At 71.4% G+C, this 26,344-nt stretch carries 30 protein-coding genes; 24 read left to right on the top strand and 6 right to left on the bottom strand.

The genetic code is table 11. From position 1 onward, the window contains the following. The first annotated feature begins 278 nt into the window (after positions 1–278). Complete coding sequence (locus tag RH94_RS30835) at positions 279–1,115, top strand: DMT family transporter (RefSeq protein WP_073951671.1); 837 nt, start codon at positions 279–281, stop codon at positions 1,113–1,115. Between the two features lie 115 nt (positions 1,116–1,230). Here RH94_RS30835 and RH94_RS30830 read toward each other — a convergent pair whose 3' ends face one another. Next, positions 1,231–1,869 carry a hypothetical protein gene (locus tag RH94_RS30830; RefSeq protein WP_199881094.1) on the bottom strand — a complete coding sequence of 213 codons (639 nt, stop codon included), beginning with the start codon at positions 1,867–1,869 and terminating at the stop codon, positions 1,231–1,233. A 390-nt stretch (positions 1,870–2,259) separates the two neighbouring features. Between RH94_RS30830 and hemL the strand changes: the two genes are divergently transcribed. The 9 genes from hemL to RH94_RS46825 all read left to right on the top strand — a co-directional run bounded on the left by hemL (position 2,260) and on the right by RH94_RS46825 (position 10,553). Next, positions 2,260–3,576: a glutamate-1-semialdehyde 2,1-aminomutase gene (gene hemL / locus RH94_RS30820; RefSeq protein ID WP_073951614.1), complete on the top strand. Its 1,317-nt coding sequence runs from the start codon at positions 2,260–2,262 to the stop codon at positions 3,574–3,576. A gap of 80 nt (positions 3,577–3,656) precedes the next feature. Beyond that, entirely contained in the window at positions 3,657–4,316 is a 660-nt protein-coding gene (locus RH94_RS30815) for a histidine phosphatase family protein (protein ID WP_073951670.1), read from the top strand. Positions 4,317–4,630: 314 nt separating this feature from the next. Continuing rightward, entirely contained in the window at positions 4,631–5,770 is a 1,140-nt protein-coding gene (locus tag RH94_RS30810; protein WP_407697379.1) for a polysaccharide deacetylase family protein, read from the top strand. Between the two features lie 66 nt (positions 5,771–5,836). Beyond that, positions 5,837–6,502, top strand: a complete 666-nt coding sequence (locus RH94_RS30805) for a TlpA family protein disulfide reductase (RefSeq protein WP_073951613.1) — start codon at positions 5,837–5,839, stop codon at positions 6,500–6,502. Positions 6,503–6,508: 6 nt separating this feature from the next. Further along, the gene (locus RH94_RS30800; protein ID WP_073951612.1) at positions 6,509–7,270 is read left to right on the top strand and encodes a cytochrome c biogenesis CcdA family protein; all 762 of its coding nucleotides are present in this window, start codon (positions 6,509–6,511) and stop codon (positions 7,268–7,270) included. Positions 7,271–7,272: 2 nt separating this feature from the next. Then, the gene (gene resB / locus RH94_RS30795; RefSeq protein WP_073951611.1) at positions 7,273–9,069 is read left to right on the top strand and encodes a cytochrome c biogenesis protein ResB; all 1,797 of its coding nucleotides are present in this window, start codon (positions 7,273–7,275) and stop codon (positions 9,067–9,069) included. Continuing rightward, a complete protein-coding gene (gene ccsB, locus RH94_RS30790; RefSeq protein ID WP_073951610.1) occupies positions 9,066–10,172 on the top strand; it encodes a c-type cytochrome biogenesis protein CcsB in 1,107 nt (368 codons plus the stop codon). The genes resB and ccsB overlap by 4 nt, the downstream gene beginning before the upstream one ends. A 25-nt stretch (positions 10,173–10,197) precedes the next feature. Continuing rightward, positions 10,198–10,332 (top strand): hypothetical protein, encoded by a 135-nt coding sequence (locus RH94_RS46830; RefSeq protein ID WP_407697378.1) that lies wholly within the window; start codon positions 10,198–10,200, stop codon positions 10,330–10,332. Then, positions 10,329–10,553, top strand: coding sequence for a hypothetical protein (locus RH94_RS46825; RefSeq protein ID WP_407697377.1), 225 nt, complete (start codon positions 10,329–10,331; stop codon positions 10,551–10,553). Before RH94_RS46830 ends, RH94_RS46825 begins: the two co-directional genes overlap by 4 nt. A gap of 28 nt (positions 10,554–10,581) precedes the next feature. Here RH94_RS46825 and RH94_RS30780 read toward each other — a convergent pair whose 3' ends face one another. Next, on the bottom strand, positions 10,582–11,031 hold the full coding sequence (locus RH94_RS30780) for a nucleoside deaminase (protein WP_073951609.1): 450 nt from the start codon (positions 11,029–11,031) through the stop codon (positions 10,582–10,584). A 116-nt stretch (positions 11,032–11,147) separates the two neighbouring features. Between RH94_RS30780 and RH94_RS30775 the strand changes: the two genes are divergently transcribed. Continuing rightward, positions 11,148–11,915, top strand: coding sequence for a CDP-alcohol phosphatidyltransferase family protein (locus tag RH94_RS30775; protein WP_073951608.1), 768 nt, complete (start codon positions 11,148–11,150; stop codon positions 11,913–11,915). Between the two features lie 25 nt (positions 11,916–11,940). Here the strand turns inward: RH94_RS30775 and RH94_RS30770 are convergent, their stop codons facing one another. Continuing rightward, positions 11,941–12,330: a PLD nuclease N-terminal domain-containing protein gene (locus RH94_RS30770; RefSeq protein WP_073951607.1), complete on the bottom strand. Its 390-nt coding sequence runs from the start codon at positions 12,328–12,330 to the stop codon at positions 11,941–11,943. 91 nt (positions 12,331–12,421) lie between these two features. On the opposite strand from RH94_RS30770, the gene RH94_RS46225 reads away from it, so the two are divergent. The 10 genes from RH94_RS46225 to RH94_RS40025 all read left to right on the top strand — a co-directional run bounded on the left by RH94_RS46225 (position 12,422) and on the right by RH94_RS40025 (position 19,649). Beyond that, positions 12,422–12,553, top strand: a complete 132-nt coding sequence (locus tag RH94_RS46225) for a hypothetical protein (protein ID WP_267893410.1) — start codon at positions 12,422–12,424, stop codon at positions 12,551–12,553. Positions 12,554–12,621: 68 nt separating this feature from the next. Further along, complete coding sequence (locus RH94_RS30765) at positions 12,622–14,079, top strand: menaquinone biosynthesis decarboxylase (RefSeq protein ID WP_073951606.1); 1,458 nt, start codon at positions 12,622–12,624, stop codon at positions 14,077–14,079. After that, positions 14,076–14,978 carry a menaquinone biosynthesis prenyltransferase MqnP gene (gene mqnP / locus RH94_RS30760; protein ID WP_073951605.1) on the top strand — a complete coding sequence of 301 codons (903 nt, stop codon included), beginning with the start codon at positions 14,076–14,078 and terminating at the stop codon, positions 14,976–14,978. Before RH94_RS30765 ends, mqnP begins: the two co-directional genes overlap by 4 nt. Before the next feature lie 90 nt (positions 14,979–15,068). Beyond that, on the top strand, positions 15,069–15,743 hold the full coding sequence (locus RH94_RS30755; RefSeq protein ID WP_073951604.1) for a UbiX family flavin prenyltransferase: 675 nt from the start codon (positions 15,069–15,071) through the stop codon (positions 15,741–15,743). Positions 15,744–15,849: 106 nt separating this feature from the next. Next, entirely contained in the window at positions 15,850–16,305 is a 456-nt protein-coding gene (locus tag RH94_RS30750) for an Lrp/AsnC family transcriptional regulator (RefSeq protein ID WP_073951669.1), read from the top strand. Between the two features lie 90 nt (positions 16,306–16,395). Further along, entirely contained in the window at positions 16,396–17,559 is a 1,164-nt protein-coding gene (gene mqnE, locus RH94_RS30745; RefSeq protein ID WP_073951668.1) for an aminofutalosine synthase MqnE, read from the top strand. Between the two features lie 47 nt (positions 17,560–17,606). Continuing rightward, positions 17,607–18,308, top strand: a complete 702-nt coding sequence (locus RH94_RS30740) for a UdgX family uracil-DNA binding protein (protein ID WP_234426146.1) — start codon at positions 17,607–17,609, stop codon at positions 18,306–18,308. Between the two features lie 16 nt (positions 18,309–18,324). Further along, complete coding sequence (locus tag RH94_RS30735) at positions 18,325–18,849, top strand: GNAT family N-acetyltransferase (protein ID WP_073951603.1); 525 nt, start codon at positions 18,325–18,327, stop codon at positions 18,847–18,849. A gap of 102 nt (positions 18,850–18,951) precedes the next feature. Continuing rightward, the gene (locus RH94_RS30730; protein WP_073951602.1) at positions 18,952–19,251 is read left to right on the top strand and encodes a DUF4229 domain-containing protein; all 300 of its coding nucleotides are present in this window, start codon (positions 18,952–18,954) and stop codon (positions 19,249–19,251) included. Positions 19,252–19,460: 209 nt separating this feature from the next. Then, entirely contained in the window at positions 19,461–19,649 is a 189-nt protein-coding gene (locus RH94_RS40025; RefSeq protein WP_073951601.1) for a hypothetical protein, read from the top strand. On the opposite strand, the gene RH94_RS30720 is transcribed toward RH94_RS40025, so the two are convergent. Continuing rightward, positions 19,642–20,517: a MaoC family dehydratase gene (locus tag RH94_RS30720; RefSeq protein WP_073951666.1), complete on the bottom strand. Its 876-nt coding sequence runs from the start codon at positions 20,515–20,517 to the stop codon at positions 19,642–19,644. The genes RH94_RS40025 and RH94_RS30720 overlap by 8 nt on opposite strands. Positions 20,518–20,826: 309 nt before the next feature. On the opposite strand from RH94_RS30720, the gene RH94_RS30715 reads away from it, so the two are divergent. Further along, positions 20,827–22,863, top strand: coding sequence for an AMP-dependent synthetase/ligase (locus RH94_RS30715; protein ID WP_073951600.1), 2,037 nt, complete (start codon positions 20,827–20,829; stop codon positions 22,861–22,863). 21 nt (positions 22,864–22,884) lie between these two features. Here RH94_RS30715 and RH94_RS30710 read toward each other — a convergent pair whose 3' ends face one another. Together RH94_RS30710 and RH94_RS30705 are read right to left on the bottom strand one after the other, a co-directional pair. Further along, complete coding sequence (locus RH94_RS30710) at positions 22,885–23,637, bottom strand: class I SAM-dependent DNA methyltransferase (protein WP_079189256.1); 753 nt, start codon at positions 23,635–23,637, stop codon at positions 22,885–22,887. A 213-nt stretch (positions 23,638–23,850) separates the two neighbouring features. Further along, a complete protein-coding gene (locus RH94_RS30705; RefSeq protein ID WP_003992177.1) occupies positions 23,851–24,054 on the bottom strand; it encodes a cold-shock protein in 204 nt (67 codons plus the stop codon). A gap of 369 nt (positions 24,055–24,423) precedes the next feature. Between RH94_RS30705 and RH94_RS30700 the strand changes: the two genes are divergently transcribed. Together RH94_RS30700 and RH94_RS45035 are read left to right on the top strand one after the other, a co-directional pair. Then, positions 24,424–25,272 carry a menaquinone biosynthetic enzyme MqnA/MqnD family protein gene (locus tag RH94_RS30700; protein ID WP_073951599.1) on the top strand — a complete coding sequence of 283 codons (849 nt, stop codon included), beginning with the start codon at positions 24,424–24,426 and terminating at the stop codon, positions 25,270–25,272. Between the two features lie 62 nt (positions 25,273–25,334). Further along, a partial coding sequence (locus tag RH94_RS45035; protein ID WP_234426145.1) for a serine/threonine-protein kinase occupies positions 25,335–26,344 on the top strand: 1,010 nt, incomplete at its 3' end.

Raw genomic sequence — 26,344 nt, 5'->3', positions numbered from 1 at the left:
CTCTCTTGGAGTAACCCCTTCGGGTGACTGACGGAACGTAGCCGGGACTCGGGGTGCGGCATGTCCTGCGGGCGTGATATCGCTCCCCTCCGGAGGACCCGGGAGAGGCTCTTCCACACCGGTTTTCTCCCGGCACTTCTCCCGACGTCCCCCGCCACGGCGCTGTCGCCGAAGCCCTCCGCATCGGCCATTCGAGTGGTGAGCCGGGCAACCCGGTTCCTCTGTCGCGCCGGTGGCATACGCGTGCCGGGACGGTACGGGGCGGCATGCTGGAGTCCATGGCGACGGGCGTGGCGGTGGTTGCGGCACTGGCAGCCGCCTGCTGCTTCGCCGTCGCAGCCGTCATGCAGCAGGCCGCCGCGGCCTCGGAACCCGAGAACGCGTCCCTGCGCCCGCGTCTGTTCCTGGACCTGCTGCGCAGACCGCTGTGGCTGGCGGGGGCCGCGATGTCGGTCCTCTCCTACGTCATCCAGGGCGTCGCCCTGGCGTTCGGTTCGCTCGTGCTCGTGCTGCCGCTGGCCGCGATGGACCTCGTCTTCGCCCTGCCCATGGTCGCCTGGCGCCGCAGGAAGCGCCTCACCCGCAGGGAGGCGGTGGGCGCGCTGTGCACCGCGGGAGGCGTGGCCGCCTTCCTGGCGGTGCTGCCGCCCTCCACGGGAATCGTGGCGCCGGATCTGTGGGACTGGCTTCCCCTCCTGGCCCTGGCCGCCGTCTGCGTGTGCGTCCTCGTACCGGTCGGGCTGCGCAGGCCGGGCCGCACCCGCACCGCCCTCTACGCGGCGGCCGCCGGCGTGCTGTTCGCCCTCCTCGACAGCCTGACCAGGAGCGTGGCCGGCCTCTTCCGCGACAACGGCATCGGTGTGCTCGCGCACTGGGAGCCGTACGGGCTGCTCCTCGTCGGAGGCACGGGCATGCTGCTCGCCCAGAGTTCCTTCCAGGCCGGCCCCCTGACGGTCAGCCTGCCCGTCATCGACACCCTCGAGCCGATCGGCGGCGTCCTGATGGGCGCCCTGGTCTTCCAGGAGCGCCTGGCCACGTCCGGGGCACTGGCCGTCCAGGGGCTGGGAGCCCTGGCAGCCGTGGCGGGCATCATCGTCCTCGACCGGTCACCCTGAGCACGCCCGCAGCCGCTTCCGGATCCCGTCGCGGCCCGGACGGACGCCGCTGTTTCCGAAAACCCCGGCCGGGGCGGGACCCGAAAGCCCCGCCCCTGTCAAGCACGGCCCCCGCTCAGGGCCACACCAGGCAGTACGGCTGATGCCCCGCCTCGTGCAGCCGGTGCGAGAAGTCCTGCCACTCGTGCAGCAGTTGGTACACGTTGAACGCGTCCCGGGGGCCGCCGCGGTCCGGGACCGTGGACCAGATGAAGGCGGCCGCGCCGACCGTTTCCTCGCCGATGTCGCGGAGAGGGTCGACGACCGTCATCGGGAGCTTCACGACCGCGTAGTCGGGGTGCAGGACGACCAGTTCCAGGGGCGGCACCTTGTGCAGGGGCACGCCCTCGATACCGGTCAGCACCATGGCGGCCATCGTCTCCGGCTTGATCTTGGTGAACATGCCGTTCATGCCGAGCTCGTCGCCGCCGAGCTCCTCGGGACGCATCGAGATCGGGACACGGGCCGCCGTCGCGCCGTCGGGCGCGCCGAAGTACTTGTACGTCACCCCCACCCGACCACCATTCCTGCTCCCTGCCCCGAGAGGGTCGGCCCGTCGGCCGGCTCGCCGGTCGACCTGTTCGGGCTCCCTCGGTAGATCCCTTGCCTGATGTGCTTCGGCCGCTTCCTCACCCTCGCGCCGGTGCCTTCCCCGCCGGGCTCGTCGAGGACCCAGGCCGTCAGTCCCCTCGCCCAGTCCGCCACCGCGATGCATATCTCCACCCGACTGCTTTTCTAGGACGCGTGTCCCCCGCCGCGCAACCCGATCATCGTGACAGTGACCTCCCCCACGGCCGCTCGCCGAAACGTGCGCCGAACCATCTGCCCGCGGGAGCTCGCGGTCCCCGATCACGATCCTTCGCCTCGTACATACGGTTCATACGTACGCGGAGCCCAGTTTCGCAGATGGGCGGGGCGGAATCCTCGGATCCGTCGTTCGGGGCGCCCGGCACCGCTCCGGGCGGGCCTCACCGCCCCCGGCCCACCGCCCCGGCCCACCGCCCCCGGGTCGCCGAGGCCGCTGGCCTACCCTGAACAGGTCACTGCCCACCGGATTCGGAGAACCCCCGGGAAACCCCCCGAGAAGTCGGAGAAGTCGCAGGTCATGAGCGAACTGCCATATCCATACGAAGCCCCCGTCTCGCAGGCGCTGTTCGACCGTGCGGCGGCCGTCACGCCCGGCGGCGTGAACTCGCCGGTGCGTGCCTTCCGCGCCGTGGGCGGTACGCCCCGGTTCATGGTGTCCGGCAGCGGCGCGTACCTGAAGGACGCCGACGGCCGGGAGTACGTCGACCTGGTGTGCTCCTGGGGGCCGATGATCCTCGGGCACGCGCACCCCGAGGTGGTCGCCGCCGTGCAGGAGGCGGTGGCGCGCGGTACGTCCTTCGGCACGCCCGGTGAGGGCGAGGTCGCGCTCGCCGAGGAGATGACCGGCCGGGTCGGGCCGCTGGAGCAGGTGCGGCTCGTCTCCAGCGGGACCGAGGCCACCATGTCCGCGATCCGGCTGGCCCGCGGGTTCACCCAGCGGTCCAAGGTGATCAAGTTCGCCGGGTGCTACCACGGGCATGTCGACTCCCTCCTCGCCGCGGCCGGGTCCGGGGTCGCCACCTTCGCCCTGCCCGACACCCCGGGCGTGACCGGCGCCCAGGCCGGTGACACGGTCGTGCTGCCGTACAACGACCTCGACGCCGTACGCGCCGCCTTCGCCGCCCACCCGGGCGAGATCGCCTGCGTGATCACCGAGGCCTCGCCCGGCAACATGGGCGTGGTGCCGCCGCTGCCCGGGTTCAACCAGGGGCTCAAGGACCTCTGCGCGGCCAACGGCGCCCTCTACGTCTCCGACGAGGTCATGACCGGGTTCCGGACCAGCCGTGCCGGGTGGTACGGCGTCGACGGGGTCGTGCCCGACCTCATGACCTTCGGCAAGGTGATGGGCGGCGGCTTCCCCGCCGCCGCGTTCGGCGGCCGCGCCGACGTGATGGCGCACCTCGCCCCGGCCGGGCCCGTCTACCAGGCCGGCACCCTGTCCGGGAACCCGGTCGCCACCGCCGCCGGACTCGCCCAGCTGCGGCTGCTCGACGAGGCCGCGTACACCAAGGTCGACGCCGTCTCGCAGCAGATCCAGGCCATGGTCTCCGAGGCGCTGACCAAGGAAGGCGTGGCGCACACCCTGCAGAACGCCTCCAACATGTTCTCCGTGTTCTTCACCGACCGCCCGGTGCGCGACTACGACGACGCCAGGGCGCAGGAGTCGTACCGCTTCACCGCGTTCTTCCACGCGATGCTGGCGCACGGCGTCTACCTGCCGCCCTCGTCCTTCGAGTCCTGGTTCGTCTCCACCGCGCACGACGAGACGGCGCTGCAGCGGATCGCCGACGCCCTTCCGGCGGCGGCCCGGGCGGCGGCGGAGGCGACGGCGTGAGCGACATCGGCGAGAAGACCGGCGAGAAGACCGGCGAGAAGACCGGCGAGAAGAACGACGACATCACCGTCGTCCATCTCATGCGGCACGGCGAGGTGGAGAACCCGGACGGGATCCTGTACGGGCGGCTGCCCGGCTACCACCTCTCCGAGCTCGGCCGGAAGATGGCCGAGCGGGTCGCCGAGCACCTCGCCCCCCGCGACATCACCTACGTCGTCGCCTCCCCGCTGGAGCGGGCGCAGGAGACGGCGACGCCGATCGCCAAGGCGCACGGGCTCGACCTCGCCACCGACGAGCGGCTGATCGAGGCGGCCAACATCTTCCAGGGCAAGACCTTCGGCGTCGGCGACGGCGCGCTGCGCCGGCCCGCCAACTGGAAGCACGTGGTCAACCCGTTCAGGCCGTCCTGGGGCGAGCCGTACATCGACCAGGTGGTGCGCATGATGGGCGCGCTGGACGCGGCCAGGGACAAGGCGCGCGGGCATGAGGCGGTGCTGGTCAGCCACCAGTTGCCGATCTGGATCGTGCGCTCCTACGTCGAGCGGCGCCGGCTGTGGCACGACCCGCGCAAGCGGCAGTGCACGCTCGCCTCGCTGACGACGTTCACCTACCGGGGCGACCGGATCGTCTCCGTCGGCTACACCGAGCCGGCCCGCGACCTGGTCCCCGCCCATCTCCTCGCGGGCGCCAAGCCGGTGAAGGGGAAGGGACAGGGACAGGGCAAGGCGTTCGGCACGTAGAGCACGGAGCGTAAAGATGTGGTAAGTCCTCGGTCACATACGGACACGTTCATGACGTTTGTTGTGAAATTCATATGAGACCGAGGAACCCCCGCGTTCGTCACGGCCTCTGAGTGGGTGACCACCAGAGGACGTGACGGATCGGGGATCTCCATGCGCACCTTCTCCCGAAGGGGAATACTCGGCCTCGGCGCGGGCGCCGCGGCCGCCGTCGGGCTCGCGGGCTGCGGCAGCCTCGAGTCCTCGGACGGCCCNGCCGCACCGAGGGTTCCCGGCGCGCGAGTACACCCGGTGCGACCCCCTCCGCACCCGCCGTGCGTCCCATCGGCGACGGCTCGACCTCCTTCACCGGCAAGCAGCCGCACCAGCCCGCCGAACCGGTCCCGCTGGAACCGGGCCAGACCCCGCCGCAGTTCGTCATCTTCTCCTGGGACGGGGCCGGCGAGGTCGGCAACGGCCTGTTCCCGCGCTTCCTGGACCTCGCCCGGCAGCACGACGCCCACATGACCTTCTTCCTCTCCGGCCTCTATCTGCTGCCCGAGTCGAAGAAGCGCCTCTACGACCCGCCGAACAACCCGCGCGGCGCCTCCGACATCGGCTACCTGACCGACGGCCACATCAAGGACACCCTGGTCAGCCTCCGCCGCGCCTGGCTCGAGGGCCACGAGATCGGCACCCACTTCAACGGCCACTTCTGCTCCGGCAACGGCTCGGTCGCGGGCTGGACGTCCAAGCAGTGGCGCAGCGAGATCGACCAGGCCAAGGGCTTCGTGAAGCAGTGGCGGACCAACACCGGCTTCAGCGACCTGCCCGCCCTGCCCTTCGACTACGACAAGGAGCTCGTCGGCGGCCGCACCCCCTGCCTGCTCGGCCAGGACCGGCTGCTGCCCACCGCCCGCGAGCTCGGCTGGCGCTACGACGCCTCCTCGCCCGGCGGCCGTCAGGTGTGGCCGGAGAAGCGGCTGGGGATCTGGGACCTGCCGCTGCAGCAGATACCCTTCCCCGGCCGCGGGTTCGAGGTCCTCTCGATGGACTACAACATGCTCGCCAACCAGTCGGTCAACTCCACCAAGGCCCCCGCCCACAACTACCCCGGCTGGCGCGAGCAGTCGGCGCAGGCCTACATCCGGGGCTTCGAGCGGGCATACGGGACGAACCGGGCGCCCTTCTTCGTGGGCAACCACTTCGAGCAGTGGAACGGCGGCATCTACATGGACGCCGTCGAGGAGGCCTTCAAGCACATCGCGCGGGAGAAGGAGAAGGGCGAGGACGTGCGCCTGGTCTCCTTCCGGCAGTTCGTCGACTGGCTGGACGTGCAGAAGCCGGAGGTGCTCGCCAGGCTGCGCACCCTCGACGTCGGGCAGCGGCCGGCCGGCGGCTGGAAGGAGTTCCTGAAGGACACCGGCGGCAGCGCGGGCACGCAGAGCGCCGGGAGCACGCCGGACGCGGCCTGAGGGGCGGTTTCCCGGCCGCGAGGGGGGTGCCCAAGATCCCCGGAACGGGCATGCGAAACTTTTCACATGAGTGCCGTCAGTCGCGCCCCCCAGTGCTCGAACCGGGCGAACCGTACGCCCCGTCCGCACCGCACGCACCCGAGCCGCGTCCGTCGCCGCGCCGCCCTGCTCGCCGCCGGGACCGCCGTCGCCGCACTCACCCTGTCCGCGTGCGGCTCCGGAGGCACCTCCGGCGGCTCGGGCAACACCAACTTCATCGCCGGCGCCGACGGCATCGCGACCGTGGAGAAGGGCGAGCGCAAGCCCGCCCCCGACCTGTCCGGCGAGACGCTCGACGGCAAGCGGCTCGACATGGCCGCCTACAAGGGCAAGGTCGTCGTCCTCAACGTCTGGGGCTCCTGGTGCGCGCCCTGCCGCGCCGAGGCGCCCAACCTGGTGAAGGTGGCCAAGGAAACCGCCGACAAGGACGTGCAGTTCCTCGGCATCAACACCCGCGACACCAGCACCCAGCCGGCCATCGCGTTCGAGAAGCAGTACCAGGTGCCGTACCCGAGCCTGTACGACCCCGCGGGCAAGCTCATGCTCCGCTTCGAGAAGGGCACCCTCAACCCGCAGGCCATCCCGAGCACGATCGTCATCGACCGGGACGGGAAGATCGCCGCGCGCGCCCTGCAGGCGCTCAGCGAGGAGAAGCTGCGCAAGATGCTCGCCCCGGTCGTCGCGGAGAAGTGAGCAGCCGTGCTACTGGCCGCGGTCACTGATCCCAATCAGACGGTGTTCAGCGGAGCACTGCTGCTCGCGCTGCCCGTCGCCGTGCTCGGCGGGCTCGTCTCCTTCTTCTCCCCGTGCGTCCTGCCGCTCGTCCCCGGCTACCTGTCGTACGTGACGGGCGTCACCGGCACCGATCTGGCCGAGGCCCGGCGCGGGCGGTTGGCCGTCGGCGCCTCGCTCTTCGTGCTCGGCTTCACCGTGGTCTTCGTCTCCGGCGGGGCGCTGTTCGGTTACTTCGGGCAGACCCTGCAGGACTACAAGGACGTCCTGTCCAGGGTGCTGGGCGTGCTCATGGTCCTCATGGGCGTCTTCTTCATGGGCCTGATGCCCTGGCTGACCCAGCGCGAGCTCCGCTTCCACCGGCGGCCGGCCACCGGCCTGGTGGGCGCCCCCCTGCTCGGGGCCCTGTTCGGGATCGGCTGGACCCCGTGCATCGGCCCGACCCTCTCCGCCGTCCAGACGCTCTCCTTCGAACAGGCCAGCGCCGGGCGCGGCGCCCTGCTGACCGTCGCCTACTGCGCCGGACTCGGCATCCCGTTCGTGCTCACCGCGATCGCCTTCCGCAAGGCGCTGGGTGCCTTCGGCTGGGTCAAGCGCCACTACGTCTGGGTGATGCGCATCGGCGGCACGATGATGATCGTGACCGGCGTGCTGCTGCTGACCGGCGCCTGGGACCTGCTGGTGCAGAAGATGCAGACCTGGTCCAACGGCTTCACTGTGGGGATCTGAACATGAGCAAGACGCCGACCGGCAGTACGACCAGCGACGGGACCCCGGCGGTGGTGCCCCCCGGCGAGGAGGAGCTGAGCGCCGCCGGCTCCCAGCTGTCCACCGCCCCCGCCGAGACCGCCGTACCCGGCTCCTTCGGCGGCAACCGCGCGCCCGGCCCGACCGGATGGCTCACCTGGACCGGCCGCGAGATCCTCGGCTGGGCCCGCTGGTTCTGGCGGCAGCTGACCTCCATGCGGGTCGCGCTGCTGCTGCTGTTCCTGCTCTCCCTCGGCGCTGTCCCCGGCTCGCTGATCCCGCAGGACGGCACCGACGCCATGAAGGTCGAGGCCTTCAAGCAGGCGCACAGGACGCTCGGGCCGATCTACGACGAACTCGGCCTGTTCCACGTCTACAGCTCGGTGTGGTTCTCCGCGGTCTACATCCTGCTGTTCATCTCCCTCATCGGCTGCATCGTGCCCCGCACCTGGCAGTTCGTCGGCCAGCTGCGCGGCCGCCCGCCGGGCGCCCCCAAGCGGCTCACCCGGCTGCCCGCGTACGCCACCTGGCGCACCGCCGCCCCGCCCGAGGAGGTCCACGAGGCCGCGCTGAAGGTGCTGAAGCAGCGGCGCTTCCGCGCTCACCTCGCCGGTGACGCCGTCGCCGGCGAGAAGGGCTACCTGCGCGAGGCAGGCAACCTCGTCTTCCACCTCGCCCTGATCGTGATGCTGATCGCCTTCGCCTGGGGCCAGCTGTACAAGACCGAGGGCAACAAGCTGGTCGTCGAGGGCGACGGCTTCACCAACACCCTCACCCAGTACGACGACTTCAAGTCCGGCAACCTCTTCAACGACGACGACCTGGTCCCGTTCAGCTTCAACCTGAAGGAGTTCACCGGCACCTACCAGCGCACCGGCCCGCAGAAGGGCACCCCGCGCGTCTACAAGGCGGACATCACCTACAGCGTGGGCGCCCACGGCAAGGACCGGAAGGCCACCATCTCGCCCAACCACCCGCTGGCCGTCGACGACGCCCGGGTGTACCTGGTCAGCCACGGCTACGCCCCGACCGTCACCGTCCGGGACGGCAAGGGCGACGTGGTCTACCGGCAGGCCGTGCCGCTGCTCCCCGTGGACGGCAACGTCACCTCGCAGGGCGCGATCAAGGTGCTCGACGGCTACAAGAACGCCAAGGGCGAGTCCGAGCAGCTCGGCTTCCCCGCGTTCTTCGTGCCGACCTTCGCCGGCGCCGGCAAGGGGACGATGTTCTCCCAGTTCCCCGCGCTGGACTTCCCCGTCCTCGCGCTGACCGGCTTCCACGGCGACCTGGGCGTCGACTCGGGCCTCCCGCAGAACGTCTACCAGCTGGACACCAAGAGCCCGAAGCTGAAGCAGTTCAAGGACGCCAAGGGCGACATCGTCGCGGCCCGGCTGCTGCCCGGCGAGACGATGACGCTGCCGGACGGCGCCGGCTCCATCACCTTCGAGAAGGACATCAAGGAGTGGGCCGGCTTCCAGATCGTCCAGCAGCCCGGCACCGGCTGGGCGCTCACCGGCGCGATCGCCGCGATCGCCGGCCTCGCCGGCTCCCTGTTCATCCAGCGCCGCCGGGTCTGGGTGCGCGCCGTGGAGGGCGCCGACGGCGTGACGGTCGTCGAGATGGCGGGCCTGGGCCGCAGCGAGTCCGCGAAACTCCCCGAGGAGCTCGGCGACCTGGCCGCCCTCGTCCACGACAAGGCACCCGCACAGACCGACGCCGACCCCGACCGGGAGCCGGACGCCGACACCCCCGTACCTGCCGAAGGGGCTGAGAAGGAATGACTCTCGCCACCGCGACCGAGCTGGCCTCGGCGACCAACGAAAACCTCGCGAACATCAGCAACACGCTGATCTACTCCGCGATGGCCGTCTACACCCTGGCCTTCTTCGCGTACATCACCGAATGGCTCTTCGGCAGCCGCAGCAAGGTGGCCCGCACGGCCGCCGCGCTGACCGCCGAGTCCGGCGGCGCGGCCGGGGCGAAGGGCCCGGCGGTGAAGGTGAAGTCCGCCGGGGGCACCACCGTCCTCGAACGGCCCGAGGTCGTCGTACGGTCCTCGGCCGGCGCCCGTGACGTACCCGACGGGCCCGGCGCGCACGGCGGCGACGAGCAGGGCGACCTGTACGGCCGGATCGCCGTGTCCCTCAGCGTGCTCGCCTTCGCCATCCAGGCGAGCGGCGTGATCGCCCGCGCGGCCTCCGTGCAGCGGGCGCCGTGGGGCAACATGTACGAGTTCAACATCACCTTCTCCGCGACCGCGGTCGGCGTGTACCTGCTGCTGCTCGCGCTGAAGAAGAACGTGCGCTGGCTCGGCCTGTTCCTGACCACCACGGTCCTGCTCGACCTCGGCCTCGCGGTCACCGTCCTCTACACGGCGAGCGACCAGCTGGTCCCGGCCCTGCAGTCGTACTGGCTCTACATCCACGTCTCCACCGCGATCTTCTGCGGCGCGGTCTTCTACGTCGGCGCGGTCGGCACCCTGCTGTACCTGTTCAAGGACTCCTACGAGAGCAAGCTCGCCTCCGGCGGGAAGCCCGGCCGCTTCGCGACCTCCGTCCTGGAGCGGCTGCCCGCCTCGGCGTCCCTGGACAAGTTCTCCTACCGCGTCAACGCGGCCGTCTTCCCGCTGTGGACGTTCACGATCATCGCGGGCGCCATCTGGGCCGAGTCCGCCTGGGGCCGCTACTGGGGCTGGGACCCCAAGGAGACCTGGTCCTTCATCACCTGGGTCGCCTACGCCTGCTACCTGCACGCCCGCTCCACGGCCGGCTGGAAGGGCCGCAAGGCGGCCTACATCGCGCTCATCGCCTTCGGCTGCTGGCTGTTCAACTACTACGGCGTGAACATCTTCGTCAGCGGCAAGCACTCGTACTCGGGCGTCTGACCGGCCGCTCGGGGACACTGGTGCCATGACCGGATCCATCGAACAGGGCACCAGCCAGACCCACGGGAACACGCACATCCTCGCCTTCCTGGTGCGGCTTCCCCGGCCCATGGAGCAGGTCTGGCCGGAGCTGGCCACCCCGGAGGGACTCGCGCGGTGACCCTGCGCGGGCTCGGCAGCGGGCGGATCACCGCGTGGGACGTGGACCGGGTCGCCGAGTACACCGTGGAGGGCGGCGGCCGGATCCGCTTCCACCTGGAGCGCCACGGGGAGGACGGCACCACCCTCCGCCTCACCCACGAGTTCCAGGGCGAGAGGGAGACGGAGCAGCGCTGGCGGTCCCGTTTCGAACGCCTGCTTGAACTGACCGCGCGCCCATGACCACGCGCCCATGATCACGTGCCCATGACTACGCGCCGATGTCCTCGTTCCACAGGTCCGGATGCTTCCCGATGAAGTCCCGCATCAGCTCGACGCACTCCGGATCGTCCAGCACCACGACCTCCACACCGTGCTCCGCGAGCCAGTCGTGCCCGCCCCGGAAGGTGGTCGCCTCACCGATCACCACCCGCGAGATGCCGAACTGGCGGACCAGGCCGCTGCAGTACCAGCAGGGCGAGAGGGTCGTCACCATCGTCGTGCCCCGGTAGGAGCGCTGCCGGCCCGCGGCACGGAACGCGGCCGTCTCCGCGTGCGTGGAGGGGTCGTCGTCCTGGACGCGGCGGTTGCGGCCGCGGCCGAGAAGGGTGCCGTCGGCCGCGTGGAGCGCGGCGCCGATGGGGACGCCGCCCTCGGCCAGCCCGGCGCGGGCCTCGGCGAGAGCGGTGGCGAGCCAAGAACGTGCCTGTGCGTGATCCATGGGCTCACTCTGCTGACCGCGCGACCGCCTGGCAACGGCTCCGCACCCACTCGGTACCCTGTCCCGATCATCGCCGCGTGCGCGGCGGTCGGGCCCGGTGGGTGGGAGGAACGGTCATGGGTGCTGCTCCGGTCCTGGAGGAGCTGCGGGAGGTCTGCCAGCCGCGGGCGAAGCTGGCGAGCCGCAACGGCGAGCACTGGGCGGGCCGCCTGTACATGCGGAAGATATCCCTGCGCCTCACCCGGCAGCTGGTGCGCACACCCGTCACCCCCGACCAGCTGACCTGGACCATGGTGGTGTGCGGCGTCGCCTCCGGGGCCGCGCTGCTGGTCCCGGGCCTGACCGGTCCCGTCCTGGCCGCCGTGCTGATGCAGCTCTTCCTGCTCTTCGACTGCGTGGACGGCGAGGTCGCCCGCTGGAAGGGCCAGAACAGCGCCACCGGCATCTACGTCGACCGGCTCGGCGCCTACCTCGCCGACGCCGCCCTGATGGCGGGCGCCGGCTTCCACGCGGCCCGCTCCGGCTTCGGCGGCTGGGTGTCCCTGGGCCTCGCGACCGCCCTCGGCGTGGTCCTGCTGAAGGCCTCCACCGACCTGGTGGACGTGGCCCGCGCCCGGCGCGGCCTGACCGTCGCCGACGACGAGTCGACCCGGCCGCGCTCCCAGGGCGTGGCCGCGGTCCGCCGGCTGGCCGCCGCCTTCAAGGTCCACCGCCTGACCAACGGCATCGAGGCGTCCCTGCTGCTGCTCGCCGCGGCGATCGGCGACACGATCACCGGTGGCGTCGACGTCACCCGCTGGGCCCTGATCGGCCTCGCCGCCATCACCTGGGTGATGGTCCCGGCCCACCTGCTGTCGATCCTGTCGTCGTCCCGGCTGCGCTGAGGAGCGCCGAGGGGCCCGGGACGGGTCAGCCGTCCTTCGGCTCCTCGCCGCGCTCCTTGCGGCGCAGCTCCTCCTCGCGGCGGCGCAGGTCGGCCTCCCAGTTCTTCAGGAGCTGCTCGTCCTTCTCGTTCTCCTCGGCGAGGGACTTCAGGAACTCGGGGTTGTCGTCCGGGGCGACGTACCGGGCCCGCCCGCCGCGCTGCCACTCCGGGGACGTACGGCCGTCCACCGCGAGCTGCCGGTTCTTGCCGGCGACGAGCCAGACGATCGGGCCGACGACCCAGAACAGCAGGATGATGAAGACCCAAGCGATCTTGGGCAGGTGCTTCACCTCGTCCTCGGGCGTGTTCAGGCAGTCGATGAACGCGAAGATCACCAGTGCCAGCGGCACGAGGAACATCAGCACCCTGAGCATGTCGACAAGTCCCCTGGAAACGACGGCGGGGCTCTGCGACGACGGCCCCGGTGGCAGGGCCAGGGTAGCCGGTGGCGAAAACACGGGTCCCGTGGTCAGCCGTCGGACCGGCAGGGAAGAGCCCTCGCATCCGGCAGCCGCCGGACAGAACTCCCGCACGGGCATGGTGACCACCCGGCCGCGCCGGCACCACGACGACCTGGAGCGGGCCACCCGGGACTGATGCGCGCCGGCCGGCGGTGGTGTGGGGCGGTCGCGGGAGCCGCGAGCGCCTCGGCGATACTGGGACACATGGCTTACGACGATCTTCGCTCCCTGCTCAGGGCGCTGGAGCGCGAGGGCGACCTCAAGCGCATCAAGGCCGAGGTCGACCCGTATCTGGAGGTCGGTGAGATCGTCGACCGCGTGCAGAAGTCCGGCGGTCCCGCACTGCTCTTCGAGAACGTGAAGGGCTCGGCCATGCCGCTGGCCATGAACGTCTTCGGCACCGACCGGCGCCTGCTGAAGGCCCTCGGCCTGAAGTCGTACGGCGAGATCACCGAAAAGATCGGCGGGCTGCTGCGGCCCGAGCTGCCGCAGGGCTTCATCGGCGTGCGCGAGGCCTTCGGCAAGCTCGGCGCGATGACGCACGTACCGCCGAAGAAGGTGAAGTCGGACAGCGCCCCCGTGCACGAGGTCGTCCTGCACGGCGACGACGTCGACCTCGACCGGCTGCCGGCGCTGTTCACCTGGCCCCAGGACGGCGGCTCCTTCTTCAACCTGGGCCTCACCCACACCAAGGACCCGGAGAGCGGCGTCCGCAACCTGGGCCTGTACCGCCTGCAGCGCCACGACAAGCGCACCATCGGCATGCACTGGCAGATCCACAAGGACAGCCGCAACCACTACCAGGTGGCGGCCCGGCGCGGTGAGCGCCTGCCGGTGGCCATCGCCTTCGGCTGCCCCCCGGCGGTGACGTACGCCTCGACCGCCCCCCTCCCCGGGGACATCGACGAGTACCTGTTCGCCGGTTTCGTCGCGGGCAAGCGGATCGAGATGGTCGACTGCAAGACCGTACCGCTGCAGGTCCCGGCCAACGCCGAGGTCGTCCTGGAGGGCTGGCTGGAGCCGGGCGAGATGCTGCCGGAGGGCCCCTTCGGCGACCACACCGGCTTCTACACCCCGCAGGAGCCCTTCCCGGCGCTGACCATCGACTGCGTGACGATGCGGAAGCGGCCCCTGCTGCAGTCGATCGTCGTCGGCCGCCCCCCGACGGAGGACGGCCCGCTCGGCCGCGCGACGGAGCGCTTCTTCCTCCCCCTGTTGAAGATCATCGTCCCGGACATCGTGGACTACCACCTCCCCGAGGCCGGCGGCTTCCACAACTGCGCGATCGTCTCGATCGACAAGAAGTACCCCAAGCACGCCCAGAAGGTGATGCACGCCATCTGGGGGGCGCACATGATGTCGCTGACCAAGCTGATCGTGGTCGTCGACGCCGACTGCGACGTGCACGACCTGCACGAGGTCGCCTGGCGGGCCCTGGGCAACACGGACTACGCCCGCGACCTCACGGTCGTGGAAGGCCCCGTCGACCACCTCGACCACGCCTCCTACCAGCAGTTCTGGGGCGGCAAGGCGGGCATCGACGCGACGAAGAAGCTGCCCGAGGAGGGCTACACGCGCGACGGCGGGTGGCCGGAGATGGTGCTGTCCGACCCGGAGACGGCGGCGAAGGTGGACCGCCGCTGGAAGGAATACGGATTGTGAGCTCGGCTTCCGCTGCACTACCGCAACCAGGACGCACCAGGGCCTTCCTGCGCCTGGTCATGATCGAGCACTCGATCTTCGCGCTGCCCTTCGCGTACATCGCCTCCCTCACGGCGATGTACGAGTGGGACAGGACCATCCACTGGGGCAGGCTGCTGCTGGTCACCATCTGCATGGTGGGTCTGCGCACGTTCGCCATGGCGGTCAACCGGATCATCGACCGGGAGATCGACGCCCGCAACCCCAGGACCGCGCACCGCGAGCTGGTCACCGGTGCCATGTCCGTCCGCCACGCGTGGACCGGCGCCCTGATCGCCCTGGTGGTCTTCCTGGCGGCGGCGGCCCTGCTGAACCCCCTGTGCCTGGCGCTCGCCCCTCTCGCGGTGATCCCGATGGTGGTCTACCCCTACGGCAAGCGGTTCACCAACTTCCCGCAGGCCATCCTGGGCCTGGCCCAGGCGATCGGCCCGGTCGGCGGCTGGCTGGCGATCTCCGGCGCCTGGTCCTGGGAAGCGGTGATCCTGGGCCTGGCCGTCGGCATCTGGATCGGCGGCTTCGACCTCATCTACGCCTGCCAGGACGTGGAGACCGACCGCGAGATCGGCGTCAAGTCGGTCCCGGCCCGCTTCGGCATCCCGGCCGCCATTTGGGGGGCGAGGGCCTGCCACCTGATCACCACGGCCCTGTTCGTCTGGTACGCCCTCGCCACCGACGCCGGCGCCTTCTTCTGGCTGGGCCTGGTCGTCGTCGCGGGCGCGTTCGTCTACGAACACACCATCGTCCGCCCCCACGACCTGTCCCGCCTGAACCGGGCGTTCTTCAGTGTCAACGGCTTCATCGGCATCGCCTTGTTCGTGTGCGCGCTGCTGGACCTGCTGGTGCGCGGGCTGACGGTGTAGGGCGCCGGAGCCGGCCGCTCTGGCGCCGGGCTCTCGCGAAGGTGTCCGGCCGGTCCTGAGTTCCGCCCGCTTCGCCGGTAGGCTCGACGTGTGAACGTAGGAGAAACGCAGCGCGCGCCTTGGATCGTGGGGGTGTCCGGGGCTTCCGGCACTCCGTATGCGGCCGCTGTGCTGCGGGCGCTGATCGACGCCGGTCAGAGCGTCGACCTGGTGGTCAGCCGGGCCTCGCGGCTCACCCTGCTCGACGAGACCGGCATCTCCTTCCGGGACGCCCACTGGCAGGACGACCTGCGGGAGTGGCTGTCCCTGGGGGCCGACGGCAAGCCCGGCACGTTCGACGTGGACGTCACGGGGGTACGGCACTGGAGCGCCGGTGACCTGGCGGCCGGGCCGTCCTCCGGGTCGTACCCGGCGAAGGGCATGCTGATCGTGCCCGCCTCGACGGCCTGCGTGGCGGGGGTCGCCCTCGGGCTGTCGAAGGACCTGCTGCAGCGGGCGGCGAGCGTGACCCTCAAGGAGGGCAGGCCGCTGGTCGTGGCCGTACGGGAGACCCCGCTGCACGGCCAGACGCTGCGGCACCTGGTGACCCTGGACGACGCGGGGGCCACCGTCCTGCCCGCCTCGCCCGCCTTCTACGCCGGGGCCACGCACATCCAGCACCTGGTGGACTTCGTGGCCGGCCGGGCCCTGGACGCCGTGGGCGTGCCCCACCGCCTCTACCGCCGCTGGGAGGGCGAACTGGGCGGCGGCTCACGGCCTTCGTGAGCGACGGGCGGCAAGAGCAACACCGGTAGTACCAGTACCACTCGACACACTTCAGGAACTTCTCGAGATCCCTCACCGGATCTCTCCAGTGGAAGGCTTCGATCGCATGGACGCGGTGGACAGGCAGCTCATCCAGGCCCTGAGGGAGAACGGCCGGGCCTCGTACGCGGAGCTGGGGCGCCTCGTCGGCCTGTCGGGACCGAGCGTCACCGACCGCATCAACCGGCTGGAGGCGGCCGGTGTCATCACCGGCTACCGCGCCACCGTGGACGCCGCCTCGCTCGGCCTCGGCGTCACCGCCCTGGTCGGCATCTCGCTCTCCGACGCCGCCGACCACGAGGACGTGGCACAGCGGCTGAAGGACCTGCCCGAGATCGAGGACTGCTGGTTCATCGCGGGCGACGACTCCTTCATGCTCAAGGTGCGCGCGCCGGACGTCGACGGACTGGAGAGCATCATCCGGCGGCTGTCCGGCACCAAGGGCGTCTCCCGGACCCGTACCACGATCGTGCTCTCCACGAAGTGGGAGAACCGGGTGGGTGAGCTGCCCGAAGAGGTCTGATCCTTCAGGCGCGGAGCGCCGTTTGGGGGCACCCCCGCCCGGAGGGTGGGGGAGTACGGTTGTCGCAGTCTTCAGGAAAGAGGTATGGGCATGGACGTCGGGCTCAAGCGCGAGCTGGAGGAGAAGGTCCGCTCCGGTGAACGGCTGACCCGCGAGGACGGCATCGCGCTGTACGAGTCGGACGACCTGGCGTGGCTCGGCGGCCTCGCCCACGAGGTGCGCACCCGCAAGAACGGTGACGTGGTGCACTTCAACGTCAACCGGCACCTCAACATGACGAACGTGTGCACCGCGTCCTGCGCCTACTGCTCCTTCCAGCGCAAGCCGGGCGAGAAGGACGCGTACACGATGCGCATCGAGGAGGCCGTGAGGCTGGCCAAGGCGATGGAGTCGGAGAACCTCACCGAGCTGCACATCGTCAACGGCCTTCACCCCAACCTGCCGTGGCGTTACTACCCGCGCTCCCTGCGGGAGTTGAAGGCCGCCCTGCCCGACGTGTCGCTGAAGGCGTTCACGGCCACCGAGATCCACCACTTCGAGACGATCTCCGGGCTGTCCGCCTCCGAGATCCTCGACGAGCTGATCGACGCCGGGCTCGAGTCCCTCACCGGCGGCGGCGCGGAGATCTTCGACTGGGAGGTCCGGCAACACATCGTGGACCACCGGACCCACTGGGAGGACTGGTCCCGGATCCACCGCCTCGCCCACGAGAAGGGTCTGAAGACCCCGTGCACCATGCTGTACGGCCACATCGAGGAACCCCGCCACCGCGTGGACCACGTGCTGCGGCTGCGTGAGCTGCAGGACGAGACCGGCGGCTTCCAGGTCTTCATCCCGCTGCGCTACCAGCACGACTTCGTGGACATGAAGGACGGCAAGGTCCGCAACCGCCTCCAGGCCCGTACGACGATGGCGACCGGCGCCGAGGCGCTGAAGACCTTCGCCGTCTCGCGGCTGCTGTTCGACAACGTCCCGCACGTCAAGGTCTTCTGGGTGATGCACGGCGTGCGGACCGCGCAGCTCGCGCTGCAGCACGGCGCCGACGACATGGACGGCTCGGTCGTCGAGTACAAGATCACGCACGACGCGGACAACTTCGGCACCCCGGACAAGCTGACCCGCGACGACCTGCTGGAACTGATCCGCGACGCGGGCTTCCGGCCGGTGGAGCGCAACACGCGGTACGAGATCATCCGGGAGCACGACGGCCCGGACCCCGCGCGCCGCGAGTCCCCGCAGCCCATGCGGGTGTGAGCCGGCGCGGGCCGTGACGCCGCGGGCCGGGCGGGTACCCGTCCGGCATGGCCGGTACGAAACCCAAGACCGCCGGGAGCTCCGGGACGTCCAAGGCGCCTGCGGCGCCCGCGGCGCCCGAGGACGCCTACACCGCCGAGCCCTTCGTCCCGGCCCGCGCGGATCTGGCCGCCCTGAGCGAGGCGGCGGCCGGCTGCCGGGGCTGCCCGCTGCACCGGGACGCCACGCAGACCGTGTTCGGCGCCGGGAGCGCCGACGCCCGGGTCGTGCTCGTCGGCGAGCAGCCCGGGGACCAGGAGGACCGGCGGGGCCGGCCGTTCGTCGGGCCGGCCGGGAAGCTGCTGGACCGGGCGCTGGCCGAGGCGGGCATCGACCCGGAGGAGGCGTACGTCACCAACGCGGTCAAGCACTTCAAGTTCACGCGGTCCGGACCGCACGGGCGCCGTATCCACAAGGCGCCCACCCTGCGGGAGACGAGGGCGTGCGGGCCCTGGCTGGCGGCCGAGCTGGCACTCGTCGAGCCCGAGCTGATCGTGCTCCTGGGCGCGACGGCCGGCAAGGCGCTGCTGGGCCCGTCGTTCCGGGTGACCGAGGTGCGCGGGACCGTGCTGGAGGAGGAGATCCACGGGCGCCCGGAGCGGCTCGTTCCGACCGTGCACCCCTCGTCCGTGCTGCGGGCTGAGGACCGGGAAGGGGCGTACCGGGGGCTGGTCTCCGACCTGAAAGTGGCTGCGAGGGCACTGGCGTAATAGATACTATGCGTCAATGCCCCTTACTTTCGCTCTTGACCCCGCCGTCGACCCCGCCCTGCGCGACGGCATCCTCGACCTGTGGGCCGACGTGACGAACGCGGGCGGTGCGGTCGGTTTCGTGCCGCCGGTGACGCGGGAGACGATACGGCCCGAGCTGGTGAGGCATTTCGTGACGCTGGCCGAGGGCCGCGCCCGGCTGCTGGTGGGCCACGACGAGGAGGGGCGGGTCGCCGCGACGGCCTTCCTGACCTTCAACACCCACCCGCTGATGACCCACTGGCTGTGGCTCTACACGGTGATGGTGCACCCGCGCCACCAGGGCCGGGGCTACGGCCGGGACCTGATGGCGGCCGCGGCGGACGCGGCCCGCGGCTTCGACGGCATCGAGGCGATCCGGCTCTCCTGCCGCGGCGGGCTCGGCCTGGAGCGGTTCTACGCCTCCTGCGGCTACAAGGAGGTCGGGCGGGTGCCCGGCGCCATCCGGGTCGCGCCGGACGACGACCGCGACGACGTGATCATGCTGCTGCCGCTGACCTGAGGCTTTACCTCCTTTTGGCACCCCCTTTCACGATCGGGTACCGGGCGTGCTTCACTGGACGGAGCCCCTGTGGAAATGTCCGGAACGGAAGAGTGGATTGAGATGCTCCGCTACACGCTGATGCGCCTCGGGATCTTCGCGGGCTGCCTCGTGGTCGTCTGGGGCCTCGTCTACTCCGGCATCGCCCCGCGCGGCCTCGGCAGCTCCAACGGCCTGTGGATCCTCGTGCTCGCCATGGTGATTTCGGCCCCGATCAGCCTCGTCGCCCTGCGCAAGGAGCGGGACCGGGCGTCGGAGCAGGTCGTCCGGCGGGTGGACCGTATGAAGGCGAACTTCGAGGCCAGCGCCGGCCAGGAGGACGCGGCCGACGACCGGGCGCGGGCGCAGAACCAGGCATCCTGATCCGGTCGATCCGGTCGATCCGGTCGATCCGGTCGATCCGGTTCCGGCCGGGTCGTTCGGCGGGCCCGCGGCCGGGGCCTCGAACGCAGGCTTGCCCGCGTGGGTGCCGTGCGGGTCTCGGTCCGTTCCGACGCGCCGCCGGCCGCCGACTCCGAGAGTGGCCGCGGGCGTTCTTCACGCACACCGCGCAACACCCGGAGGGCTGGGCGGTGCCGCACCGGCGGGCTACGCACGGGGAGCCGTTCGCGGCCGAAGTCGCCGCGGTGCGCACGGAGTTCGTCGCGTTCGTCACGCGGTTGATCCTCGCCGCGGACCGGGACGTGGCCGCCGAGTCGTTCGCCGCCCGGGCCGACGCCACCCCGGGCCTGGATCCCGCCCGCGGCTTGAGGGTCAGGTGAGCAGCGGAAGCACCTCGCCCGTCAGGTGGGTACGCCGGCCGGAGGGGTCGCGCAGTTCGAAGCGGCCGATGTCGTCGGCGGCGTGGACGGCCGTGCCCGGCAGCGGCACGGGCGCCCGGAACTCGGCCCGGACCAGGGCGGCTTCGGGGGCGCCGTGGGCGGCGAGGCAGCGGGCCACGGTCCACATGCCGTGCGCGATCGCCCGGCGGAAGCCGAACGGGCGGGCGGTGAGCGGGTGGAGGTGGATCGGGTTGCGGTCGCCGGACGCGGCGCCGTAGCGCCGGCCCAGGTCCGGGGCGAGCCGCCACTCGGAGACGGCGGGCAGGGGCTCGCGCTCCGGCCGCGCGGGCTCGGGCGCGGGCCGGCCGGTGCGGTGGCGGGCCAGGTAGGTGCTCGTCGACTCCCATACGACGTCCCCGCCCGCCGTCCTCATCACGGTGACGACGGTGGCCTGAGTGCCGCGCCGGTGCGGCGCCAAGTCGGCTGTGTACACGGTCAGTTCGTACACGCCCGCAGCCGGCAGGGCGGTGTGCCGGGTGATGTCGACCGAGGTGTGCACCAGGCCGAGCAGCGGCAGCGGGAAGTCCGCGCGGCTCATCAGGCTCATGGCCGCTGGGAAGCCGAGCACGTGCGGATAGGTGATCGGCAGGGCGTCGTCGCCGGTCGGGAAGCCGCACACCCGCTCGTAGGCGGCCAGCCGCGCGAGGTCGACCCGGACGGAGGGCAGTACGAGCCGGGTGCGGGGCAAGGACGCGTCCGGGCGGGGCCGCTTGAAGGGGGAGCGCAGGGCACCGCGGGCGAGCAGCGGGGCGAGGGCGGGGGAGCGGGGGAGGACGACGGTGTCCACAGCGGATCCGGTGCCGGTCATCTCCACGTCCCCCGTAGGCAGGCCACCTTGGTTACCGCGGGTAAGCCTACGTCACGAGTGGGGGAGGGGTGAGGTGGGCCCCCTTGGGCTCCGCACTCCCCGGATCGCGCCGTCCCGGCTCCGGACTCTCCCCGGACCCTCTCCCGACCCTTCCCGAACCCGCACGAACTCCTCATGAGGGCGCCGTACGATCACGCTTGTGACCGGCGGTAACATCCGCGGGCGCGTGCCGCCGGTGAACGACTCGGTGCGCACCGCGCGTACCACATGCAGCAGAGCAGTGCGTAGCTGCAGGCCCCAGGAGCTGCCATGCCCATCTCGTCCTCGTCCTCGTTCGCGTCCTCGTCGGCGTCCTCGCCGTTCTCCGGTCCGGACCCCTCCCCGGCATCGGAGTTCGACTACGACCCGGACGCGGGCCCGGTGCTCGTGGAGCCGGAGACGCGGCGGCTGGACGGGGAGGTGCGCGAGGCGTACGTCCCCCCGCTGGTGCCGCCGGTGACGCACGGCTCGCTGGCCGACCTGCCGTTCGAGAACGCGGGCGCCGACCCCGGGCGCCGCGTCCTCAGCCGCCGGGACGCGGACGGCGGATGGACGGACGTGACGGCGGCGCAGTTCGCCGGCCAGGTGCTGGCCCTGGCCAAGGGGCTGATCGCGGAGGGCCTGACGCCGGGCGACCGGATCGCGGTCATGGCGCGTACGAGGTACGAGTGGACGCTGCTGGACTTCGCCGCCTGGGCCGCCGGCCTGGTCACGGTCCCCGTCCACCCCACCTCCTCCCCCTTCCAGACCCGCTGGATCCTCCAGGACTCCGGCGCGGTGGCCCTGATGACGGAGACGGTCGCCCAGGCGGCGGCCCTCGACCCGCAACGCGACCACCTGCTCGGCCTGCGCCACCTGTGGACCATGGAGCAGGGGCACGTCGACCGCCTGGCGGAGCTCGGCGCGACGGCCGTCCCGGACCAGGAGGTCGCGGTACGCCGGGGCGTCCTCGGCCCCGACACGCCGGCCACCCTCATCTACACCTCGGGCGCGACGGGCCGCCCGAAGGGCTGCGCGCTGACCCACGGCAACTTCCTGACGGAGGTCGACAACGCGATCGAACTCCTCCACCCGGTCTTCAAGGCCCGGACGGCCCGGACGGCCCGGACGGCCCGGACGGCCCGGACGGCCCGGACGGCCCGGACGAGCGAGGAACCGTCGACGCTGCTCTTCCTGCCGCTGTCCCACGTCTTCGGCCGCATGGTCGCGGTGGCCTGCGTCCGCGCGGGCGTCCGGCTGGGGCACGCGCCGAGCCTGGGGGCGGAGGACCTGCTGGCCGACCTGGCGAGCTTCCGGCCGACGTTCCTGCCGGCCATCCCGTACATGCTGGAGAAGATCCACGACAATGCGCGCGCGACCGCCGAGCGCCGCGGCCGGGCGTCGTCCTTCGACCGCGCGGCCGGGGTGGCCCGCCGCTACGGCGAGGCGGTCGAGGCCCGGCAGCACGGCACCGGCCCCGGCCCGAGCCGTTTCCTGAAGACGGCCCGAGCCTTCCACGACGCTCTCGTCTACCGCCGTATCCGCAGTGCCCTCGGGGGCCGCCTGCGCCACGTCATCTGCGGCGGCTCCCCGCTGGGCCGTCACCTGGCCGCCTTCTACGCGGGCGCCGGCATCGACGTCCACGAGGGCTACGGCCTGACCGAGTCGACGGGCGCGGCCACGGTGACACCCCCGCAGAAACCGCGCCTGGGCACGGTCGGCCGCCCGCTGCCGGGCACGCGGGTCCGCATCGCGGCGGACGGCGAGATACTGCTGTCCGGCGGCCAGGTCTTCCGCGGCTACTGGGACCCGCACGCCGGCGGGGTCGTCCCGGCGACGTACGACGGCTGGTTCCCGACGGGCGACCTCGGGCGCCTGGACGACGACGGGTACCTGACGATCACGGGCCGGAAGAAGGAGGTCCTGATCACGGCGGGCGGCAGGACCGTGGCCCCGGCGCCCCTGGAGAACCGGCTGCGTTCCCACCCCCTGATCTCCCAGTGCATGGTCCTGGGCGACGGCCGCCCCTACGTCTCCGCCCTGATCACCCTGGACATGGAGGGCGTCACCCACTGGCGCCTGATGAACGGCGAACACCCGGTCCCCGCCGAATTCCTGGTCGGCGATCCCGACCTGACGGCGGTCCTGCAGCGAGCCGTGGACGAGGCCAACCAGCTGGTCTCCCGCCCCGAGTCCATCCGCCGCTTCACCGTCCTCCCCGTGGACTTCACGGAACAGGCCGGCCACCTCACCCCGTCGATGAAACCGCGCCGCCGGGCGATCATGCGGGACTTCGCACGGGAGGTGGAGGGACTGTACGGGGGGTGAGCGCCGCGGAGGCGACGCGGGCTACGGCTTGCGGGCCGTCAGGAACGCGTGCGGTGACGACTCCGTGAACGTCTCGTCCCGTTCCCGTACGGTGCTGGAGCGGAGGGCGAAGCCGGCCGCCGTCAGCAGTTCGGCGACCCGCTCCGGGCGGCGCCGCAGGAAGTCCAGGGACACCGGGTGGCCATAGGGCTCGGAGAGGTGGCGCGGCTCGTCGCCGACCTGGAAGCCGAGCAGCAGATGGCCCCCCGGCGCCAAGACGCGGTGGAACTCGGCGAAGAGGCCGGGCAGGCGGTCCAAGGGGGTGTGGATCGTCGAGTACCAGGAGACGACGCCCGCCAGTTCCCCGTCCGGGAGATCCAGGGCCAGCATCGAGCCCTGCTCGAACCGCAGCCCCGGGTTCTCCCTGCGGGCCACGGCGAGCATCGACGCCGACAGGTCCAGGCCGAACACGGACAGCCCCAGCGAGTCCAGGTACGCGGTGACCCGCCCGGGCCCGCACCCGAGGTCGGCCACCTGTCCGCCCGCGCCGACGAGTTCGGCGAAGGCCCCGAGCAGGGCGCGCTCCAGGGGCCTGGCCGCGAGGTCCCCGCGGAACTGCTCGGCGTAGTCCTCGGCGATGGCGTCGTAGAAGGCCCGGGTGGTGGTGAGGAAGCCGGTGCCGGAATCCGTATCGGTGTCCGTGTCTGTTCCGATTCCTGTGCTTGTTCCTGCGTCTGTGCTTGTTCCTGTGTCTGTGCCTGTTCCTGTGTCTGTGCCTGTTCCTGTGTCGGTCATGGCCGTGGACGTTAGCGGGGCCCACTGACAGCGGGCGGGGTTCGCGTGCCATTCAGGCCATGCCTGCCGCGGCCCGCCATTCCTTTCCGGGAACGTATGGGAGAGTTCGCCGGGAATTCACCGGACCGTATGCCGGCGGGCGCGCCCCGCTCCGGCCGGGAAAAGGGCAGGAGCCCCGTCGCCGGAAGGCGCGGGGCTCCTTGGGTACTGCTCTCAGACCGGGGTGACGTTCTCCGCCTGCGGGCCCTTCGGACCCTGGGTGACGTCGAAGCTCACCTGCTGGTTCTCTTCGAGGGAGCGGAAACCGCTCGCGTTGATCGCGGAGTAGTGGACGAAGACGTCGGGGCCGCCGCCTTCCTGGGCAATGAAGCCAAAGCCCTTTTCGGCGTTGAACCACTTCACGGTTCCGGTAGCCATAAGCCCTCCTTGGGCTCAAAGGGTCGCCCTGCTCCAGAACCTGCAAGTGTGATAACGAAATCGCCGCACAACTGCATACGTCTGAAAACGACCAGAGCCCGCGGTCACATGCTCCGCAGGCTCTGTACTGCAAGGGAAACCAAACTGCAACTTGCTTGCGAGCCTAGCATGCGAGCAGCCGAACGCAATAGAGGCCAAGATCACGTCACCCAGATGTTTGAAGGTTCTGGTGAGAGGTTGACGCAGAGAGATCGGTTCGGCCCGGCAGAAGGATGGCACGGAATCGGCCAATCGAGGCAACCGGGTGGGCGCGGAGGCGGGGAAGGGGGCGGCGGCGGGTCCGCGCCGAGGAGGGTCTAGTCTCGCGATGTGGACAATTCTCGCAACCGGCCGCGCGTCGGCCACATTCAGTTCCTCAACTGCCTTCCCCTGTACTGGGGGCTCGCGAGAACGGGCACGCTCCTCGACTTCGAGCTGACGAAGGACACCCCGGAGAAGCTCAGCGAGCGGCTGGTGCGGGGCGACCTCGACATCGGGCCGATCACCCTCGTCGAATTCCTCAGGCACGCGGACGATCTGGTCGCCTTCCCCGACATCGCCGTGGGCTGCGACGGTCCGGTGATGTCGTGCGTGATCGTCTCGCAGGTCCCGCTGGACCGGCTCGACGGCGCCCGGGTCGCCCTCGGGTCGACCTCCCGCACCTCCGTCCGCCTCGCCCAGCTGCTGCTGGCCGAGCGGTACGGGGTCGCGCCGGACTACTACACCTGCCCGCCCGACCTGAGCCTGATGATGCAGGAGGCGGAGGCGGCGGTGCTCATCGGCGACGCGGCCCTGCGCGCCAACCTGCACGACGGTCCGCGCTACGGCCTCGACGTGCACGACCTGGGACAGCTGTGGAAGGAGTGGACGGGCCTGCCGTTCGTCTTCGCGGTCTGGGCGGCACGCCGCGACTACCTGGAGCGCGAGCCGGACATCACCCGCAAGGTCCACGACGCCTTCCTGTCCTCCCGCAACCTGTCCCTGGAGGAGGTCGGCAAGGTCGCCGAGCAGGCGGCCCGCTGGGAGGCGTTCGACCAGCAGGTCCTCGAGCAGTACTTCACCACCCTCGACTTCAGCCTCGGCGCCCCGCAGCTGTCGGCGGTCGCCGAGTTCGCGCGGCGGGTCGGTCCGACGACCGGGTTCCCGGCGGACGTGAAGGTGGATCTGCTGCAGCCGTAGAGCCGCGGCGCACTACCCTGCTGTGAGACGTACGGGGGGCGTACGGGGGAGGGGTGGACGCCATGCACCCGCTGGAAGCCGGCGAACCCACGGCCGTGGGCCCCTACCGGCTGCTCGGCCGGCTGGGCTCCGGCGGCATGGGCCGCGTCTACCTGGGCCGCAGTGCGGGCGGCCGCACGGTCGCGGTGAAGATCGTGCACCCGCACTTCGCGCTCGACGAGGAGTTCCGCGCCCGCTTCCGCCGCGAGGTGGAGGCCGCGCGCCGGGTGGGCGGCGCCTGGACCGCGCCGGTCCTGGACGCCGACCCCGAGGCGCCGGTGCCCTGGGTCGCCACCGCCTACGTGGCCGGCCCCTCCCTGACGGCGGCGGTCGGGGAGACCGGTCCGCTGCCGCCGCACTCCGTGCGGGTGCTGGGCGCCGGCCTCGCCGAGGCACTGGCGGCGGTGCACGAACTGGGCCTGGTGCACCGCGACGTGAAGCCCTCCAACGTCCTGCTCACCGTCGACGGCCCCCTCCTGATCGACTTCGGCATCGCCCGCGCCACCGACGGCACGGCCTCCCTGACCTCGACCGGCGTCTCGATCGGCTCACCCGGCTACATGGCGCCCGAGCAGATCCTGGGCAAGGGCGTCACCGGAGCCGCGGACGTCTTCTCCCTGGGCGCGGTCCTGGTCCACGCCGCGACCGGCGCACCCCCCTTCCCGGGCGACTCCTCGGCGGCACTCCTGTACAAGGTGGTCCACGAGGAGCCCGAACTGGACGGATTGGAAGGGGACTTGCGGGAGCTGGCGGCGGCCTGCCTGGCCAAGGACCCGGCCGCCCGCCCGGCCCCGGGCGACGTGGCCCGCCGCCTCGCCCCCGAGGGCGCGTCCCGCCTGGTCGCGGCCGGCTGGCTCCCGTCCCGCCTGGTCGAACAGGTCGGCCGCAGCGCCGTACGGCTGCTGAACCTGGAGGCGGCGGACACGGGACCGGAAGCGCCGGGACCGGTGTCCGGTCCGCCGGGTTTCGGCAGGGCCTCGGCGGAAGGCCCGGCGACCACCGCGAACCCCGCCCCGGCGGGCCGGTTCGGCCC

Source organism: Streptomyces kebangsaanensis (genome assembly GCF_001906585.1).
GTDB classification, from domain to species: domain Bacteria; phylum Actinomycetota; class Actinomycetes; order Streptomycetales; family Streptomycetaceae; genus Streptomyces; species Streptomyces kebangsaanensis.
This window is presented reverse-complemented; position numbering and strand designations above follow the sequence as displayed.

What these genes read in the sequence shown, in the direction of transcription:
- mqnE (WP_073951668.1), top strand. Translation starts at nt 16,396, where the DNA reads ATGGACGTCGGGCTCAAGCGCGAGCTGGAGGAGAAGGTCCGCTCCGGT.
- RH94_RS30720 (WP_073951666.1), bottom strand. Translation starts at nt 20,517, where the DNA reads ATGACCGGCACCGGATCCGCTGTGGACACCGTCGTCCTCCCCCGCTCC.
- RH94_RS30770 (WP_073951607.1), bottom strand. Translation starts at nt 12,330, where the DNA reads ATGCTCAGGGTGCTGATGTTCCTCGTGCCGCTGGCACTGGTGATCTTC.
- hemL (WP_073951614.1), top strand. Translation starts at nt 2,260, where the DNA reads ATGAGCGAACTGCCATATCCATACGAAGCCCCCGTCTCGCAGGCGCTG.
- RH94_RS30705 (WP_003992177.1), bottom strand. Translation starts at nt 24,054, where the DNA reads ATGGCTACCGGAACCGTGAAGTGGTTCAACGCCGAAAAGGGCTTTGGC.
- RH94_RS30835 (WP_073951671.1), top strand. Translation starts at nt 279, where the DNA reads ATGGCGACGGGCGTGGCGGTGGTTGCGGCACTGGCAGCCGCCTGCTGC.
- RH94_RS30815 (WP_073951670.1), top strand. Translation starts at nt 3,657, where the DNA reads ATGCGGCACGGCGAGGTGGAGAACCCGGACGGGATCCTGTACGGGCGG.
- RH94_RS30750 (WP_073951669.1), top strand. Translation starts at nt 15,850, where the DNA reads ATGGACGCGGTGGACAGGCAGCTCATCCAGGCCCTGAGGGAGAACGGC.
- RH94_RS30710 (WP_079189256.1), bottom strand. Translation starts at nt 23,637, where the DNA reads ATGACCGACACAGGAACAGGCACAGACACAGGAACAGGCACAGACACA.
- RH94_RS30805 (WP_073951613.1), top strand. Translation starts at nt 5,837, where the DNA reads ATGAGTGCCGTCAGTCGCGCCCCCCAGTGCTCGAACCGGGCGAACCGT.
- RH94_RS30730 (WP_073951602.1), top strand. Translation starts at nt 18,952, where the DNA reads ATGCTCCGCTACACGCTGATGCGCCTCGGGATCTTCGCGGGCTGCCTC.
- RH94_RS30740 (WP_234426146.1), top strand. Translation starts at nt 17,607, where the DNA reads ATGGCCGGTACGAAACCCAAGACCGCCGGGAGCTCCGGGACGTCCAAG.
- RH94_RS30715 (WP_073951600.1), top strand. Translation starts at nt 20,827, where the DNA reads ATGCCCATCTCGTCCTCGTCCTCGTTCGCGTCCTCGTCGGCGTCCTCG.
- RH94_RS30775 (WP_073951608.1), top strand. Translation starts at nt 11,148, where the DNA reads ATGGGTGCTGCTCCGGTCCTGGAGGAGCTGCGGGAGGTCTGCCAGCCG.
- RH94_RS30780 (WP_073951609.1), bottom strand. Translation starts at nt 11,031, where the DNA reads ATGGATCACGCACAGGCACGTTCTTGGCTCGCCACCGCTCTCGCCGAG.
- RH94_RS30765 (WP_073951606.1), top strand. Translation starts at nt 12,622, where the DNA reads ATGGCTTACGACGATCTTCGCTCCCTGCTCAGGGCGCTGGAGCGCGAG.
- RH94_RS46830 (WP_407697378.1), top strand. Translation starts at nt 10,198, where the DNA reads ATGACCGGATCCATCGAACAGGGCACCAGCCAGACCCACGGGAACACG.
- RH94_RS30830 (WP_199881094.1), bottom strand. Translation starts at nt 1,869, where the DNA reads ATGCATCGCGGTGGCGGACTGGGCGAGGGGACTGACGGCCTGGGTCCT.
- ccsB (WP_073951610.1), top strand. Translation starts at nt 9,066, where the DNA reads ATGACTCTCGCCACCGCGACCGAGCTGGCCTCGGCGACCAACGAAAAC.
- resB (WP_073951611.1), top strand. Translation starts at nt 7,273, where the DNA reads ATGAGCAAGACGCCGACCGGCAGTACGACCAGCGACGGGACCCCGGCG.
- RH94_RS30735 (WP_073951603.1), top strand. Translation starts at nt 18,325, where the DNA reads ATGCCCCTTACTTTCGCTCTTGACCCCGCCGTCGACCCCGCCCTGCGC.